The following is a 17,888-nucleotide window of genomic DNA, read 5'->3' on the forward strand; positions in this document are numbered from 1 at the left end:
GTTTCTGGGGGCTACATCATTATAAATCCGCTTATGACGAAAAAAATATCAACACCTACTTCTCCGATCCTAAACAGGATATCCCCTAAATCCTTTTGGGCATACACTCCATTTAAATATATTCTAAAATGGAACGCAATAACTAATAGCACTGCAATTCCCCTAAGAACTTGAATTGTGTCTAACTTATTTATTTTTCTTTCCATGTCAAAATTTTTCTTGCTGATGATTTTTTCAAACCTTATCAAATTGAGTTAGCTATTTCAATTCAAATATATTTTAAATTTCTCCTTACGAGTTAAATTTTACAGTCCCAGCATCACGGAATACGTTATATATCTACGAACTAACCTAACTGATGGATTACTATTTACAACTCTCTTTTTATCCTTAGTTCAAATTCGCAGAAAAATGGTAAGCAAATTGTTTTATATTTGTTTCAAATATTATTAAATACTGCCGATACTGCACATGCCGAGATTGGTTTAATTAACACACCACAACTTATTATTACCAATTATTAACATTAATAATAATCATTGTGTCTTCTATAAAATACTGCAACCGATAAATTTTCAATGAGATATTTAATACTTTAGTTAAGATAATTAACGTTGCAATATAGATTATTACCCAAAACAAAGTCAAAGTTTCAGCATAGTGATATAAATTGCGGTAATCGCGTAACATTATTTGACCATCATCAATATTATTTACACTTTTCAGTGTATTTTGTACGACATATTAAATGTGCATAAAAATACAGACCTTATCCAACAATCAATCAGGTCGAGTTTCTAGCTAAGGTTTTTATTGTGTGCATTTTTATAACAGCATTTTCCGCTGGCGTGATGTTGCATATTATGGACGTCGGAATAAGAACGGCTATAAGCAAGCCAACGCCCGATTTACAGCATTATAAAAAGAGATAGAATTTTTGTGGCTAAACATTTTTTCCAACATACCGGTGCAGCAAGCTATACCTTAACAACGATCCTTTTCATCAAACTTTTTCGCTGGGTGTACCAATTACCCAACAATCAAAAATCGCTAGCAGTGTTAATCCATAGAGAGCCTGTAATCCATTGATAGTATTGCTGCTATTTATATTCAGCTCAGTAAAGTGGGAAGCCTCATCGTTCACGGCGGCGAGCAATCATTTTTTCGAAAATTAAAGATGGGGCGGGCGAAAATTGAGCAAAAAAATCGAGTTTGTTAACACGTTACGAGGCGTTGCCAGCATGGTTGTTATGCTGGCTCATTATATAATATCGTTTAATGCATTTTCTGGAGGTTATGGTGGCCTGCCAAAAATAGAAGGCGGTGTGTTTGATTTTGCTTCTGGTCTGTTAGGTTTTGGAATGCCAGGCTTCAGTTACGGAGCATTTGGTGTAGCTCTGTTTTTTTTAGTAAGCGGTTTTGTTATACCATTATCACTAACAAAATTAACCACTCAGCGATATGGAATACTTGCCTTCATAGTTTCCAGGGTTTTAAGGATATGGCCAGTATATATAATAGGTTTTACTATATCATTACTGTTCAGGTGGCTTTCATTTCATGGTTCAGAACTAAGAGACACCTACAACATACATGATGTCATTTATCATTTGACTCTTTTCAGGGATTGGATTGGCGGAATGCCTTTAGATGGAGTAGGCTGGACGCTTGAAATTGAGATTAAGTTCTATCTTCTTTCTGCTGTATTCGCCTATGCAACGGTTAAAGGAAAACAATATCTAACAGTCGTCGCTATAATCGGTGCTTTAACTGGCTACTACTATGGCGTACAAATCCCAATATATTTCATATTCCCTCATAGCATTTTATATTGTTTCCAGTTCATACTTTTTATGACAATAGGAACTAATTTATACTTATTATATGCAGGCACGATAAGCAAGAAAAAAGCTATAATGTGGATATGGTTATCACTCGCTTCATTTATATACATTTGCCCTTCTGACGCCAAATTAGGATATCTGATCGCATTCTTGGTATTTGTATCATGCTATATTGGAAGAGATAACTTCACTGGTAGTATAGTGACATCATTCTTTGCTAAAATAAGCTATCCAATGTATGTGGTTCACGCACTTTTTGGATACGTGACAATGTGGTACATGATTAATGTAGGATTAAACGAATATATTGCTTTATTAATTCAAATAACTCTTACTATATCATTGTCGTATTTTATTCATTTGTATATTGAGATACCATCTCAGAATTATGGAAAAATAGCATCAAACTTCATAACAGGAAAGAAAAAGACAGTAAAAACTGGAGTGACAGTTTAGTGATATTTCTTCGCTAGAATTTCTGGCTTTTTTAGAAATAGCCTTCTGATAGATAACCATATATACCAGGCTCGCCAGCCATGTTACATGTCCAAACCTTTGGCTGGACTGGCGCTGGGTTACTATTTATGCCCTCTCACCAACATCCTAAAATTCTGTGTTCGGAGCGGATGAATATGGAACACAACTTTCTGATGTAGAAACTATTGTTTATTCACTTGTGCAAACCAGAGAATACAGTACGAGTTTCGTGTCAGTTTCATCGTAGCCATAGCTCCGACATTATCCATAGACTGGAAATATGCACCGATGTATTCAGACTGAAGCGAGTGGTCACGTGGCTTGAACATTACAATCAATGGAGATTTGATCTCGGTTGCCGGATTAAAAAACATGCACCTGCAGTAATTAGCATGGCAATTTACGCTACAGATAATCCCCCGAGCCTTTACCGCAAATGCTTCAGAATCTCAAATCTTTTTAATACCGTCACCAATATCGGCGAAAAAGTGAAATAGAGTTAATAGATATAAATGCATATAAACAAAAGCCCTCTGTAAATACAGAGGGCTAATGATGAAATTAAATAAGTGTATGAGTAGCTATGAACTAGCAGTTAATCATTCCCACTCAATGGTAGCTGGTGGCTTGCCGCTGATGTCATACACCACGCGGGAAATACCGTTCACTTCATTGATAATGCGGTTGGAAACGCGACCGAGGAAATCGTACGGCAGATGTGCCCAGTGTGCGGTCATAAAGTCGATGGTTTCGACAGCACGCAGAGAGACAACCCAGTCGTATTTACGACCATCGCCCATTACGCCAACGGAACGTACCGGCAGGAAGACAGTAAACGCCTGGCTGACTTTGTCGTATAGATCCGCTTTACGCAGTTCTTCAATGAAAATGGCATCAGCACGGCGCAGCAGGTCACAATACTCTTTCTTCACTTCGCCCAGCACACGAACGCCGAGGCCCGGTCCCGGGAACGGGTGACGGTACAGCATGTCGTATGGCAGGCCCAGCTCCAGACCAATCTTACGCACCTCGTCTTTGAACAGCTCTTTCAGCGGTTCAACCAGGCCCATCTTCATCTCTTTCGGCAGACCGCCCACGTTGTGGTGAGATTTGATGACGTGTGCTTTACCGGTTGCAGATGCGGCAGATTCGATAACGTCAGGATAGATAGTCCCCTGCGCCAGCCACTTCACGTCTTCCAGTTTCAGCGCTTCTTCATCGAATACTTCAACGAAAACGCGCCCGATGATTTTACGTTTTGCTTCTGGATCGTTTTCGCCAGCCAGCGCTGCCAGGAAACGCTCTTCTGCCGGAACGTGAATGATGTTCAGACCGAAACGATCGCCGAACATATCCATTACCTGTTCAGCTTCATTCAGACGCAGCAGACCGTTGTCGACAAATACACAAGTCAGGTTTTTACCGATTGCACGATGCAGAAGCATCGCGGTAACGGAAGAATCCACGCCACCAGAGAGGCCGAGGATCACTTTATCGTCGCCCACCTGCTCGCGAATGCGGGCTACAGCGTCGTCGATAATTTTAGCTGGCGTCCACAGCGCTTCACACTGGCAGATATCGCGCACAAAACGCTCCAGCATACGCATACCCTGACGAGTATGAGTCACTTCCGGGTGGAACTGAACACCATAGAAACGTTTTTCTTCGTTAGCCATGATGGCAAATGGGCAGCTTTCGGTGCTGGCGACGGTAACAAAGCCTTCAGGAATTGCTGTTACCTTATCGCCGTGGCTCATCCACACATCAAGCAGCGGCTTGCCATCTGCGCTTAACGCATCTTCGATACCACGAATCAGCGCACTATCAGTTTGAACTTCAACCTGTGCATAACCAAATTCACGTTCGTTGGAGGCTTCAACATGACCGCCCAGCTGCATTGCCATGGTCTGCATGCCATAGCAAACGCCGAATACCGGTACGCCTGCTTCAAAGACATATTGCGGCGCGCGCGGGCTATTTTCTTCGGTGGTGCTTTCCGGGCCGCCGGAAAGAATAATGCCGCTTGGGTTGAAGTCACGAATTTGTGCTTCTGTCACATCCCACGCCCACAGTTCGCAGTAAACACCCAGCTCACGCACGCGGCGCGCAACCAGTTGAGTGTACTGAGAACCGAAGTCCAGAATGAGGATGCGATGCTTATGAATGTTTTCCGTCATTGACGCTTATTCCGAGGCAAGTGAAACAGATAATATAAATCGCCCGACATGAAGTCGGGCGAAGAGAATCAGGAGCCCAGACGGTAGTTCGGGGACTCTTTGGTGATGGTCACGTCGTGAACGTGGCTTTCCTGAATACCCGCACCGCTGATACGTACAAACTCCGCTTTAGTACGCAGTTCGTCGATAGTACCACAGCCGGTCAGGCCCATACAGGAGCGCAGGCCGCCCATCTGCTGGTGAATGATCTCTTTCAGACGACCTTTGTAGGCTACGCGACCTTCGATACCTTCCGGAACCAGTTTGTCGGCAGCGTTGTCGCTCTGGAAGTAACGGTCAGAGGAACCTTTGGACATCGCGCCCAGAGAACCCATCCCACGGTAAGATTTGTAAGAACGGCCCTGGTAGAGTTCGATTTCACCCGGAGATTCTTCAGTACCCGCCAGCATAGAACCTACCATCACCGCGCTTGCGCCAGCGGCGATAGCTTTGGCAATATCGCCAGAGAAACGGATACCACCGTCAGCGATAACCGGAATGCCGGTGCCTTCCAGGGCTTCAACTGCGTCAGCAACGGCAGTGATCTGCGGAACACCTACGCCAGTAACGATACGAGTCGTACAGATAGATCCAGGGCCGATACCGACTTTGACCGCGCTGCAACCGGCTTCTGCCAGAGCGCGTGCACCCGCAGCTGTTGCCACGTTGCCGCCGATGATTTGCAGATCCGGATATTTAGCACGAGTTTCACGGATACGCTGCAGAACGCCTTCAGAGTGACCGTGAGAGGAGTCGATCAGCAGAACGTCAACGCCTGCGGCAACCAGCGCATCAACACGCTCTTCGTTACCCGCACCTGCGCCAACCGCAGCACCAACACGCAGACGACCTTGTTCGTCTTTACAGGCGTTCGGTTTACGTTCTGCTTTCTGGAAATCTTTCACGGTGATCATGCCGATCAGGTGGAATTCATCATCAACCACCAGCGCCTTTTCAACGCGTTTTTCGTGCATTTTTGCCAGCACAACTTCACGGGCTTCCCCTTCACGCACAGTTACCAGACGCTCTTTCGGCGTCATGTAAACGCTAACCGGCTGGCTCAGGTCGGTCACAAAACGCACGTCACGACCAGTGATGATGCCGACCAGTTCGTTTTCTTCGGTAACAACCGGGTAGCCAGCAAAGCCGTTACGCTCGGTCAGTTCTTTCACTTCACGCAGCGTCGTGGTTGGCAGAACAGTCTGCGGGTCAGTCACCACGCCAGATTCGTGTTTTTTCACGCGGCGAACTTCTTCCGCCTGGCGTTCAATGGACATGTTTTTGTGGATAAAGCCGATACCGCCTTCCTGAGCCAGAGCAATAGCCAGGCGCGCTTCCGTTACGGTATCCATTGCTGCGGAAAGCATAGGAATATTCAGACGAATAGTTTTCGTCAGCTGAGTGCTGAGGTCAGCAGTATTCGGCAGAACGGTAGAATGAGCAGGAACGAGGAGAACGTCGTCAAACGTCAGAGCTTCTTTAGCGATACGTAGCATGGGCAATATCTCGACCAGAGTGGTTAATAAATATTGCCGCGGCATTATACAGAGCGTAACCGATTGCATCTACCCCTTTTTGCAAATAATGCTTGCGCTCCCCGGTCAGCACGTTACTATCGATTGAATAACCTGCTGATTTAGAATTTGATCTCGCTCACATGTTACCATCTCAATCCCCCGCAATTTTTACGGTTAGTCGCCTGAATCAGACCGTCCGTTTGCTGCTTGAGCAGGAGATGGGGCAAGTGTGGATCAGCGGCGAAATTTCTAACTTCACGCAACCGGCTTCCGGTCACTGGTACTTTACGCTCAAAGATGATACCGCCCAGGTACGCTGCGCAATGTTCCGCAACAGCAACCGCCGGGTGGCCTTTCGCCCGCAACACGGGCAGCAAGTGCTGGTTCGCGCCAATATTACACTCTATGAGCCACGCGGCGATTATCAGATTATCGTCGAAAGTATGCAGCCCGCCGGTGAAGGTTTGTTGCAACAGAAATACGAACAACTCAAAGCGAAATTGCAGGCTGAAGGTTTGTTCGATCAAGAGCTTAAGAAACTACTCCCCACCCCTGCGCACTGTGTAGGTGTCATCACCTCAAAAATAGGTGCCGCACTGCACGATATTTTGCATGTGCTTAAACGTCGCGATCCGTCATTGCCAGTGATTATTTATCCTACCGCGGTACAGGGTGACGATGCGCCGGGGCAAATTGTTCGCGCCATCGAACTAGCGAATCAGCGCAACGAGTGCGACGTGTTAATTGTCGGGCGCGGTGGCGGTTCGCTGGAAGATTTATGGAGTTTTAACGACGAACGCGTGGCGCGGGCAATTTTTGCCAGTCGCATTCCGGTTGTCAGTGCCGTTGGACATGAAACCGATGTGACCATTGCCGATTTCGTTGCCGATTTACGAGCACCAACTCCGTCGGCTGCCGCTGAAGTGGTGAGCAGTAATCAGCAGGAGTTACTGCGCCAGGTGCAGTCTGCGCAGCAGCGGCTGGAAATGGCGATGGATTATTATCTCGCCAACCGCACGCGTCGCTTTACGCAAATTCATCATCGCTTGCAGCAACAGCATCCGCAGCTCCGGCTGGCGCGTCAGCAGACTACACTCGAACGTCTACAAAAGCGGATGAGCTTTGCGCTGGAAAATCAGCTTAAACGTGCCGGACAGCAACAGGTGCGATTAACACAGCGGCTGAATCAGCAAAATCCACAGCCGAAGATTCATCGCTTGCAAACGCGCATTCAACAACTGGAATATCGTTTAGCAGAAACCCTGCGCGCACAGCTTAGCGCCACGCGTGAACGTTTCGGTAATGCGGTGACGCATCTGGAAGCGGTTAGCCCACTGTCAACGCTGGCGCGCGGCTATAGCGTCACCAGCGCCGCAGATGGCGCGGTGTTAAAGCAGGTGAAACAGGTAAAAGCGGGCGATACGATGACCACGCGTTTAAATGATGGCATTGTGGTAAGCGTAGTGAGCAACGTGACGAAAACCCGCAAACCACGCAAAAAAGCGGCTAATCCGTAGGTCGGACAAGATGCGCCAGCATCGCATCAGGTAATATCGCCATGCTAACATCAGATACAACCAGGCCATCACTGAAAGCAGGCGATTAGACCAGCCTTATTTTGCAGAACTACACTACAATCCTGCGTCCCCGTGTCTTCAAACATTCCGCATTGCTCGGAGGATAAATAGGGATAGCTTGGCGTAATTGAAGGCCACCCCAACGAGCTAAAACTTGTGTGCAGCGTTTCTAACTCACTGTACGTTGGCGCATTGCTCATACTTCCACACTGCTTTGCTATATCCCATTTGGCTGAATCAACTCTGTGTCCCAACGCCCAAGTTTCGTTGACCACATTTGGAGCCAACACAGCAACCGCACCAGCAGGTAATTCTGTTTTCAGCAAAGGTCGATGTAATGTTTTGCCATTCACCACTACCGAGTCTGCCATATGTCCCCAGAAGTGCGCGGAAGAAACATTGGGACTGGTTAATACGGTGAAAATAGTGTCCATCGTTGCTGTCAATGTTGGGTAATTATCCAGCGTTACTGTCAGCGGCGTTTTATAACCCGGCGTATTGTCCTGACGAACAGTAAAGCTTGCCGTGCCGTCTGCACCTGTCACGCCACTGATCTCGTCCCCACTTGCAGCCAACCGAGTAGCCACTCCTGATGATGGCTGGATGGTGATATCATCCATTTCCGCTACACTAACTCCATTTGCAGGCGACAACGTCGCCCCGCTGTTACGCGGCGCAGCATCGCCGCGGTGTAACATAAAGGCCACGTTCGGCACCGCTCTTCCGGAACTGTCTTTCACCGTAACCATCACCGACATGGCATCGCCTTTTTTTGCCACCGCCGCCTGATAAGCAGAATCAAACGTCGTCGAGGTCAGCGTCACGGCAGAAACCGTCGAGTGTGGATGCACCAGGCACGCCTCATAGGCCCAGGTTTTCCCTGATGCCAGTAGCCCCGTGTACAGATCTATTGCTTCACAAACAGTGGACCCTTCTTTCGCTGGACAGGTTGCATTGGTCCACCACGCATAACCGCTCTGCTTCACTGGCCAACCAATCTCTTTCACGATAGTGCCATTAGGGTAGCGAGCGTATAACGATTTAAGTTCGTCCAGCGAAGGGTGGCGCGCTTCTTCACACGGATCGGTTCCCCCCGCATCGCCTCTCTGCGAGGAATGTGGCGCAGGCCAGTCTTCATTATTAAGCTTCACTTTAGTGAGCGTTTTACCCGCACCGCTGGTGGCACCCATTTCAGCCCACAGTTTGGGGCGTTCAAACTCCGTACCGTCAGCCGCTGTGACCGTTTCCGGCATATGGCCCCACATATGCGCTTTGTCGCTGTTCGGGCTGGTGATAACGGTAAAAATAACGTCCAGCGGTACTATAGGTTTATCGGCGCGCCCAAACGCCGTCGCACTCATCGGGGTTTTCAGGCCGGTTGATTGATCCTGATGGAGCTTAAAGGTGACCTGCCCCTGAGCATCCGTTTGCAAGAGCAGATAGTTAAGGTTGGCACTTCCGTTGAGGATACTGGATGTCATGGTTTCCGCCGGATTAAATTCATCCAGCACAAGATCATCGAAAGTAGATGAACTCCCGATAGTCGTACCGTCTCGTTGCGTGCTGACGCCACGCTGAATCCCCACCGACTCATACGCCGCAGGCGAACCATCCGTATGGGTTACCGTTACTGTCACAGGCATCGCCTCTCCCGCCTTTGCTTTTCCGGCAGACAGCGCGCTGTCCCAGTTTTCCGCCGCAGGCGCAAGGGTTACGCTGCCAATCGGTTCCGCTGTCGCCAGGCAAACCTGTGAATAGGTGTTGGACGTACTCGACGTCGCGCCGGCTTCGCCCGTTTTGAGATTCATATATTGATACAAAGGCGTGGTAGTTCCGGCGCTTGATTTCACATTACGCGACCAGAACAAAGGTGATGATAAATAGAGAGGCCATCCCTGCACAGTCTGTAACGTTCCGTCAGGCCAGGCATCATACAATGACTGGAGATCGTTCATCACTGGCAATTTGTCTTTGCAGCCGCCATTGCTGCCGTCCAGTGCAGACGTGATGTTAACCCGCGGCCACACTTCATTATTTACCGTTACAGTAGCTGTTGATGCGGCTTCAGCCTGCAACAGTGGACGGCTGAAAACCTTGCCATTTTTTGCCGTGAGGGTTTCAGACATATGGCCCCAGTAGTTCGCTTTCGGCGTATCAGGGCTGGTCACAACCGTAAAGATCGCACTCAAACTCTGCGACACTACGCTGGTATCATCCAGCGTAGCCTGCATCGGTATTCTTTCACCAAAACCGGTATTGGGCTGGTTGATGGTCAGCGTCGCCGTACCGTCCGACCCGGTCGTGCCATAAAAATTATCACCAGTGTTCAGCTGATAGGCTGGTGATTATACTGGTCTGTCACTGAAATCAGTCTGGACTGATAATCGGTCACCTCGACATTCTGGCGACTAACCGTTTTCCCGTGGCTCAGTAAGAATGGCGTGTTGCCTACAACATTCCCCTGGGCATCACGGGTCGTCACTTTGAACGTCATTTGCTCATGAACATCTTCATAATTGGTTTTGACTTTTACTGCATCAAGACCGTCGACGCTAACCGTTTGTTCTGACGTCAGCTCAATTTTCGCCACTTTCTTATTTGCCGTCGTCTGACAACTCAGGTATCCCCCGTTCGTCTCCAGCACGCTGCTGGTACCGCTACTGAGCTGTACGCCGAGATAATTACGATTTTCCACGCTGGCGCTATCCGCCGTACTGGAGTCATAAACTTTCAACACCGGCCAGCCGTCTACGGTATGCCCGCCCCAGTTGCCGGACAACATAGTCAGCGCGTCTTTTGTCGGGATAAAATCCGCGCCGCAGCCGTTATTTTTAGTATTTTTAGCAGCCTGCGCTTCGGTAAACAGCGCCCAAATCTCATTGTCTTCTTCAGGCCCTTTGCGCACATTGCCCGCTGAACCGCTCAGTTCCGAGAACAGCAAAGGACGTTTAAACGTTAGCCCGCCCGCCGTTAGCGTTTCCGGCATATGGCCCCACATTTTGGCATTTGCGCTATCCGGGCTGGTCACCACAGTGAAGATGGTGTCCATGCTGGCTTTTTTGGTCGGGTCGGAATACAACGCTGCGATCAGCGCCGTTTTAGTGCCGTGGGTATCCGGACGGGTAATGGTGAGGATCTTGCTGCCATCGCTGCCGGTCATTGCGATATAGCTCGTGGCGGTATCGCTCAGCGTTATCTCATCAGGCTGGCCGCCATCGACAACCACTGAGGATACAATGCCATCGCCGCTGCCCGCCACATGACGTTCCTCTGAACGGGTATAACCATCACCACGTTGAAGGATAAACGGCATATCTGCCATTGGATTACCCGCGGCGTCTTTTACTGTCACCTTGACCTGTAATGTCTCGCCCTTTTTCAGCTTTGCCGCATTGAGGCTACTATTCCACTGAGCTGGATCCACAATTTCTAACGTGATGCTGTTGGCAACAGTATTTGCAGTAGTCAGACAGCTTATATAAACAGGAGGGGTAACATTGCTTTGTACATTACCATTATTTAACCAGACTGCCGCAAAATGCGGCACCTTATCGACTGGAGTGCTACTCCAGTATTCCTGGAGCTGAGTCGGCCAACCGTGTACTGTCTGAATGGCATTGTTAGTGTTGGCGCTGTACAACGCAGCAAGTTGGTTTTTGCGTGGTACTTTATTTTTTTCACAACCGCCCGCAGCACTGTTTTCAATATCCGCCTGATTGACTCGTACCCAGCTTTCATTATTTTCTACTTGTGGACTACGCCCGCCACTGACCTCCTGAATTAATTTCGGGCGATTAAAGGTCATGGTTCCAACAGTAATTGAGTCATCCATATGCCCCCACATTTGTGCCACAGAAACATCAGGACTTGTTGGCACGGTAAAGGTCACATTGTAATTTACAATATTATTCGGAACCGCTGATTGAGTTGGGGTAATTGTCAGTGGTGTACTTAAGCCAACGCCTGCGGGCTGCTCAATTACGATTGTCGCCACTCCCTGCGCATCCGTAAGACCTGAATAAATTACTGATGGTTGCGAGGTACCATAGGCGGTTCCGTTCATTGTGAGAGCACCACCAGACGGATCGGTAAAACCAGATACCAACCCAGCTCTGTTCTGACTCATCCCTTTGGTAACGGTAAATGCGGTAAAAGGGACAGGAGTATCATTGTTCATCGCGTTAACGGTACGAACCGTCATGGTTATTTTTTCACCCACCTTCGCTTTAGCAGAATTGGAACCGGGTGAGATATCTTTGTCTGTTTCTACCACGACACGAGCCACGAGATCATTGGCAGAACAAGTGAGATAGTTTTGCCTGAAACCAGAATAAGTGGTAACCGAGCCATTATCGAGAGCAACAGAGGAATGTGAATCTGCTTGTTCAACCGCTGTGAGGTAATCTTGTTTTATCGTCGGCCAACCATACTCAGTACCAATCGCATTTCCTTGATTTGCTACGTATAAAGCTTCCAGAGAACGTTGCCTCGGAATATGTCCAACGCCGCATTCCTTCTGCATACTGGACTCTTGATCAAACAAAGCCCAGTCCTCGTTGTTTTCGCGCATTACCCCCACTTCATGCGCCGTTTCATCTGCCAGCAGTGGGCGTTTATAGATATTCCCATCGGAAATAATCCCTCTTGCCATATGCCCCCACATCCGGGCCTGATCGCTGTCCGGACTGGTGATAACTGTAAAAATCACGTCCTTCTCATCCGATGCAGCAAAGTTGCTGCGCATTGTCGCGGTGATATGCGTTTTAACACCAGCACCGTCTGGTTGCGAAAGTGTAAGCGTAGCCTGACCGTTAAAGTCGGTTATGCCTTCATAGTTGTGTGCATCAATCTGGTGTAAATTCGAGTCGCCGGAAATATGTACTGGGTGCGCTTCCCACGTGGGATCGGATTGATTTTTACGGTTAATTCCATCATCTAAATGAAGTGAGAAATAGTAGTAAGCCAGCGGCTGATTATTATTTTTTTTATCAGTAATGGTCAGGCGCATGAGTGTATCTTCACCCACCTGAACTTTTACTGCCTGCAAACTCTCATCATAGTTTTCGGGGGTCAGCACCAGTTCGGGGTCAACCTCCGGTGCGTCTTTGTCCACACAACTCACCAGATACTTCGTACTATCTGCTTGCTGTGTTTCGCTATGGTTCGTAACATCTGCGGCATGATGCTTCCCGGAGGTCCCTGCCAGCGAAGACCAGTAATAATCTCCCTGCATTGGCCAACCGACGACTTCTTGCACTGAAGTAGGAATGACGGTTTTCATCGCACCAAACTGCCGCATACCATGCAGAATGTCGCAGTGGTTATCTGCACCACTCCAGGTGAAGGTTGACCATGTTTCGTTATGATCGATGACTGTACCCGCTTTATTATCCACTTCTGCTGCCAGTTTCGGACGGCTGAAGGTGTATTGCATCGCCTTTAACGTTTCTGCCATATGGCCCCACATATTAGCCTGCGGGACATCCGGGCTGGTGAGAACGGTAAAGATCACCGCCGTTTCGCTGCTTTGCGTAATGCCAGAAAGACTGACAACCAGGGGCGTTTTTACACCGGGACCGTTCGCCTGCGTTACCGTAACAGTAGCGGTGCCATTGGCATCGGTAGTACCACGATATTCCGTTGCTGTAGTCGTTAACTCGGTACTTCCGAGTCTTACTGGACCGGTGTTATTCACAACATTCTGCCGGTTTACCGCATCTTTACGTTTGATAATAAAAGGTATATTACCTGCCGTATTACCCTGACAATCTTTGGTCGTTACGGTTAAAGTGATTGAGTTGCCAACGGTAGTTTTAGCCGCGTTTAGTGTTTCATCATAGTCACTGGCACTGACAGTAACCAGATCACCCACTGCGCTGGCAATATTTAACGTGACCTGTTTTTCATTAAGTAACACCGTTCCCTGATTAGGTACGCCTGTAAGGGTAAAGAGATCCAATGTTGGGAGCGTTTTGTCTGGATCAAACTGCGGAATCGCCACCAGTTTATGACCCGCCAGGTTTTGTACACAAAAGGAACGATCAGGACGTGGTTGTGGGGTGAGCGGCATATCGGGCGTAGCGGCGTCTGCCCAGATAAGGGTGACGGCTGGCAACATTTGATCTTCCCAGCGCAGTAATGGCGGACTGTTGAATATGTCACCTTCATTGTCGCGCGGGTTGGTTAAAATCATGCTCGTTGCGCTGGCCTCAATGCTGAAATTACCGGGCATAGCTGTATTAGCAATATCATGCTCCACAGTGGGATCAAGCTGAACACTTCCTTGATAGACGGGTACGCTGGCGCTATCTGCAAAGGGAACGGTGCCATTTATAGCATCAGTTGAAGCACTTGATTGTTGCCACTGTCCCCCTTTTAACACGGCCATTGCAGGCAAGGTCAGGGATAGCAATAAAATCGCCGTTATTACTTTTATTAGTTTCAAAGCCCCGTCCATGATTGAAACCTGCCCGTTTAAAGTTGCGTTTTCACCTCAACCCACTTTGCTTAACGCTGGCTAAGCAAAGTGCGCGGAAAAACACCATTCCCTGGCGGGAATGGTGCTGGTAACGATTATTTTCTCTGGTAGTCGATAGATAAGCCGTAGCCCTGAACGCCATCGTTGCCGAGGACAACGCCACTTCCGGCAAAATCGAACGCGGTTTTCGCTTCGGCATTGGTAACAGGGATAACCAGGTCGCTGTTGTTGTAAGTCGGATTAACAAGACCACCGGCTGTGCCCAACTGGAGGCTGGTTCCGGTAAAGCGCCAGCGATAGTTGTACTGGCTGGTAACCTCTTCGCCTGCATCATAAGTACTGTTGTTGTTTTTATCTTTCCACAACATGACTTGATAAGTGGTATTAGTTTTGAGTTTCGTCGTTTTACCCAACAGATTCGTATTGATGTCTTTTTCGTGAATTACGACGTGAACGGCATCATCAAATACCGGACCTTCCGGAATATCATCGCTGTCAGAACCACCGCCCGCATTGGTGGAAAGATCAAGCATCACCACCTCATCCGCAACATTCGGATCACCGGTAGTGGTAGTCGGCGTGATTTTCAAACCTATGTATCGATCAGCATCCGCAGCCGCGATGGTATATGTATCGCTCCCTACGGTACCAATCTCTTTAGGATCTGCTCCTGACTGGTCGCTATAACTCATCCACTGGAGGGTTGCTTTAGTCGCTGTGTTATTGTCATCAAGGTCCCCCTGAGTATCACCAATCGCCCAGTTGGCTGTCAGTGTGTCCCCCACATGAAACTGCTTATCACCGTCCGTTGTGACCGTGCGGCTGCCACGATCAATATCAATAGTGACATGTGATTTATCAGCATCCGCTGTCTCTGAAGCACTTCTGGTGATCCACGGCACGGTCCCCTGAATGGTGCCGGTACTTTGTGATTCTGATTGCCACTGACCCGCCCTGAGATTACCCTGCCCTTCAGCCATCGCGGCAGGCACTGCACAGTATCCCGCTAAAGCCAGCGCTAGCGCGACTTTCGTCAACGGCCGCGTTAAATGATTGTTCATTCAATTCTCTCCTTGATTAATATCCAGCGACTGGCCGATCGGCCATTACGCCGATCTAGTGCTTGCTGTAAACCACACGTAATCCATACCCCTGCACGCCATCTTCTTTTTGGGCACCAAATTTCTGTACGGCCTCTTCGTTTGTCGCAGGGATGACAATATCTTCATTACTGGTATTCGATTGCGCACCGGTATAGCCATTGACGCTGTGCCCGGTAAACTCCCACTGGTAGTCGTATTGCGCCATTTCCTCTTCCGTCAGTTTTTCCGACTGCTGGAAAACTCCATCGTTGTTGACATCGCGCCACAAGACAAAGCGATAGGCATTATCAACAGGCAAATGCTCTTTCTCATTGCCGATAAGATTGACAGGGTTAGTCGCAGATACACGGTAGATAAAGGCATTAACATCATTGCCCCCCGCGCCGAGGAAAGTCACATCTACATAGTTACTGTCGTCATACGGCGCGGCTCTCGCTTTCCAGCGGAAAGTACCGGGTAGCGTACTGGAGAGCGTAACGGTGCCTTTTTCTTTATCCTGCTTAGCGATAAAGACGCAGGGATTCTCGGTTGAACAGGGTTTATTGGTGAGCGTAACTTTTTTATCCTGCGCATCGTAAAGCTGCGGCGAAAGGTTATCTACTGGCAGAGCATTGCCGTTGCGGTCAGTGTCATCCCCAAAGCTATCGGTGACGTCGAGATCCATCACCACGCCATCGACGCCGTCTGCCTGGGCGCTGGCTTCGTGGCTGTGATTGTTCTCATCCGGCACATCTGCGATGTTGTTGACGATCAGCTCAATTTTACGATCCTGCTGCACGGTGATTTCCACCACACCGGAGTTTTGCCGGTTGCCCTTTTCATCTTCCAGCGCCAGACGCACGCGCCAGGTATTGAGTTTTTCCTGGTCGGCAGGATCGGAGCTGTACTGCCAGGCTGGCAGCACCAGATTCCAGTGGTTGTTGTTACCTTCAGTGATGGTATTCGCTTTAACAACAGGCATGACCAGCGTGCGGGAAGCGTTATTTTTCGCCTGCCACGAGGCGGCGACAATTTTGTAATGGTGGTTGATCAGCGCGTTGATGGTCCATTTACATTTTTCCAGGCCAACCGCTTCCTCTGGCGTGTCTTTAATCACGCATTCCGGGTGCTCATTGGTGGCGTCTGCTTTAAGCCACAAGGTGACATCAAGTGGGTCTTTTTCTTTGTATTCCAGCACGATAAAGTTATTACGTTCGACGAAGTCATGGCGACTGCCCATCAGCGAGTGAGCAACTTTGACGTTATCGCTATTCAGTTGATCTTTTAGCGGAACACCGAACTGATAGTTAATCGTGGCGTTAACACTAAGATCACTGTTATCTCCGGTACCTGCTTTATAGTCTGTCCCGACCGTCAGTAACGGAACGGGTTGATAGTTCACGCCGAGCGTCACTGCATAGGGATCTTTTTCTAAATTATCGGTGCCGAAGAGCGCCACTTCGTCACCATAATATTGCTCGAAAACAATTTTGCCCCCCAGCTGCGGATAAGAAGGTAACCAGGCTTCCGCCCGGATATCCCAGCCACGTGCGGGTCGTTCTAAATAGAAATCAAAATCTTTTGAATCTTTCCAGTCTGAAAGCGGATGATAATAGTTACCAGAAAATTTTAAATAATCCGTCCAGGCTTCTGTTCCTAAGCCTAAACGGCGATGTCCACGGGTGAAATCATAATCATAAAATATATTCCCCCCCAGAAGCCATTTATCAAAATTATGTCTTACGCCTAAACCTATATTACCTATCGTTCGATCTTCTTTTCGTTGCGCAGAAAACTGACTGAAATAGACCGTACTCTGATTATCATACCAGGGGACAAAATAGTCGATTGAACTGCCGTCCAGATCGCCATCCTGACCGATGGAAAGGTTAGAGCGAACTTTACCATAAGGAGAAAGCGCACCTTCGATATAAGACTGTGCGGATGATGTGATTTGCCCTTGCAGATAGCTTCTCGCCTGGGATTCAAGCGCTTCTGGAGTCAGGTTCTCAAAGCCCTGTTGGGCGGACTCGGTAACGTAATTGGCACCACGTTCCTTGACGGATTTGCCTTTGTTACTTTGTTCTTCTTGTTGAGCAGCTTCGCTTGCCAGATCAGGTAATGAAGATTCGCTTTGCTTAATATTTATCTCCGGTGCTGCATAAGCAGCACCGGAGATAAATATTAGTGTTATATAGCGGATCCATTGCAACATGTTTTTCCCTGTGGGGATTTAATTCTAAAATAATGTCTAACATTGTATTCCAGATAACGCAGCAACTGCACACCAGAAGTGCTAAACATAGTCTTAAAGTTATAACAATGAGACTTTGTTCATTTTTAATTAGCCATTTATCTAATAGAGAAGAGATTATAATATTTATATTAGGAATATATAATGCGAAATCATATATTCCAGTGATATTAAGCAATGACAAATTCAATACGGGTTTTAGAAATTAAACCGTGACCATGCTGGCAGAAATAATCCACCGCACCACACGCTTTTAACACCTGTAACGGTTGGTGGCAGTCAGGGCAAAGTGCCTGGACGATGAAATCTTTGTCGCAAGTTACGCAGTGAGCCGTCTCGCCTTGACGTTCGAGAGGTTTTTGGCAGATTGGGCAGCTGAGTTCCATAAATAATCCTCACATTTTCATGAGTTTCCCTTTCCATATGGAAAGGGAAACCAGATA

At 48.1% G+C, this 17,888-nt stretch carries 7 protein-coding genes and 2 pseudogenes; 2 read left to right on the forward strand and 7 right to left on the reverse strand.

Annotated elements, in window-relative coordinates:
* Positions 1-17 precede the first annotated feature (17 nt).
* Positions 18-206: pseudogene (locus FEK46_RS08745) on the reverse strand (acyltransferase family protein); the annotation flags it as partial.
* 987 nt (positions 207-1,193) lie between these two features.
* Here FEK46_RS08745 and FEK46_RS08750 point away from each other — a divergent pair.
* Positions 1,194-2,300 carry an acyltransferase gene (locus tag FEK46_RS08750; protein ID WP_276608984.1) on the forward strand — a complete coding sequence of 369 codons (1,107 nt, stop codon included), beginning with the start codon at positions 1,194-1,196 and terminating at the stop codon, positions 2,298-2,300.
* A gap of 620 nt (positions 2,301-2,920) precedes the next feature.
* On the opposite strand, the gene guaA is transcribed toward FEK46_RS08750, so the two are convergent.
* Together guaA and guaB are read right to left on the reverse strand one after the other, a co-directional pair.
* Positions 2,921-4,498 carry a glutamine-hydrolyzing GMP synthase gene (guaA, locus tag FEK46_RS08755; RefSeq protein ID WP_000138266.1) on the reverse strand — a complete coding sequence of 526 codons (1,578 nt, stop codon included), beginning with the start codon at positions 4,496-4,498 and terminating at the stop codon, positions 2,921-2,923.
* Between the two features lie 68 nt (positions 4,499-4,566).
* Positions 4,567-6,033 carry an IMP dehydrogenase gene (gene guaB, locus FEK46_RS08760; RefSeq protein ID WP_001296289.1) on the reverse strand — a complete coding sequence of 489 codons (1,467 nt, stop codon included), beginning with the start codon at positions 6,031-6,033 and terminating at the stop codon, positions 4,567-4,569.
* 161 nt (positions 6,034-6,194) lie between these two features.
* On the opposite strand from guaB, the gene xseA reads away from it, so the two are divergent.
* Positions 6,195-7,571 carry an exodeoxyribonuclease VII large subunit gene (xseA, locus tag FEK46_RS08765; RefSeq protein ID WP_135559332.1) on the forward strand — a complete coding sequence of 459 codons (1,377 nt, stop codon included), beginning with the start codon at positions 6,195-6,197 and terminating at the stop codon, positions 7,569-7,571.
* A gap of 68 nt (positions 7,572-7,639) precedes the next feature.
* Here the strand turns inward: xseA and FEK46_RS08770 are convergent.
* The 4 genes and pseudogenes from FEK46_RS08770 to FEK46_RS08785 all read right to left on the reverse strand — a co-directional run bounded on the left by FEK46_RS08770 (position 7,640) and on the right by FEK46_RS08785 (position 17,831).
* Positions 7,640-14,088 (reverse strand): annotated as a pseudogene (locus FEK46_RS08770) (DUF823 domain-containing adhesin).
* Positions 14,089-14,204: 116 nt separating this feature from the next.
* Positions 14,205-15,170 carry a SinI family autotransporter-associated protein gene (locus FEK46_RS08775; RefSeq protein ID WP_135559331.1) on the reverse strand — a complete coding sequence of 322 codons (966 nt, stop codon included), beginning with the start codon at positions 15,168-15,170 and terminating at the stop codon, positions 14,205-14,207.
* Positions 15,171-15,225: 55 nt separating this feature from the next.
* Entirely contained in the window at positions 15,226-17,406 is a 2,181-nt protein-coding gene (gene sinH / locus FEK46_RS08780) for an intimin-like inverse autotransporter SinH (protein ID WP_135407542.1), read from the reverse strand.
* Positions 17,407-17,615: 209 nt separating this feature from the next.
* A complete protein-coding gene (locus FEK46_RS08785) occupies positions 17,616-17,831 on the reverse strand; it encodes a zinc ribbon domain-containing protein (protein WP_130207487.1) in 216 nt (71 codons plus the stop codon).
* Positions 17,832-17,888 lie beyond the last annotated feature (57 nt).

Origin of the sequence: Escherichia sp. E4736 (assembly GCF_005781225.1) — a bacterium.
Classification (GTDB): Bacteria; Pseudomonadota; Gammaproteobacteria; order Enterobacterales; family Enterobacteriaceae; genus Escherichia.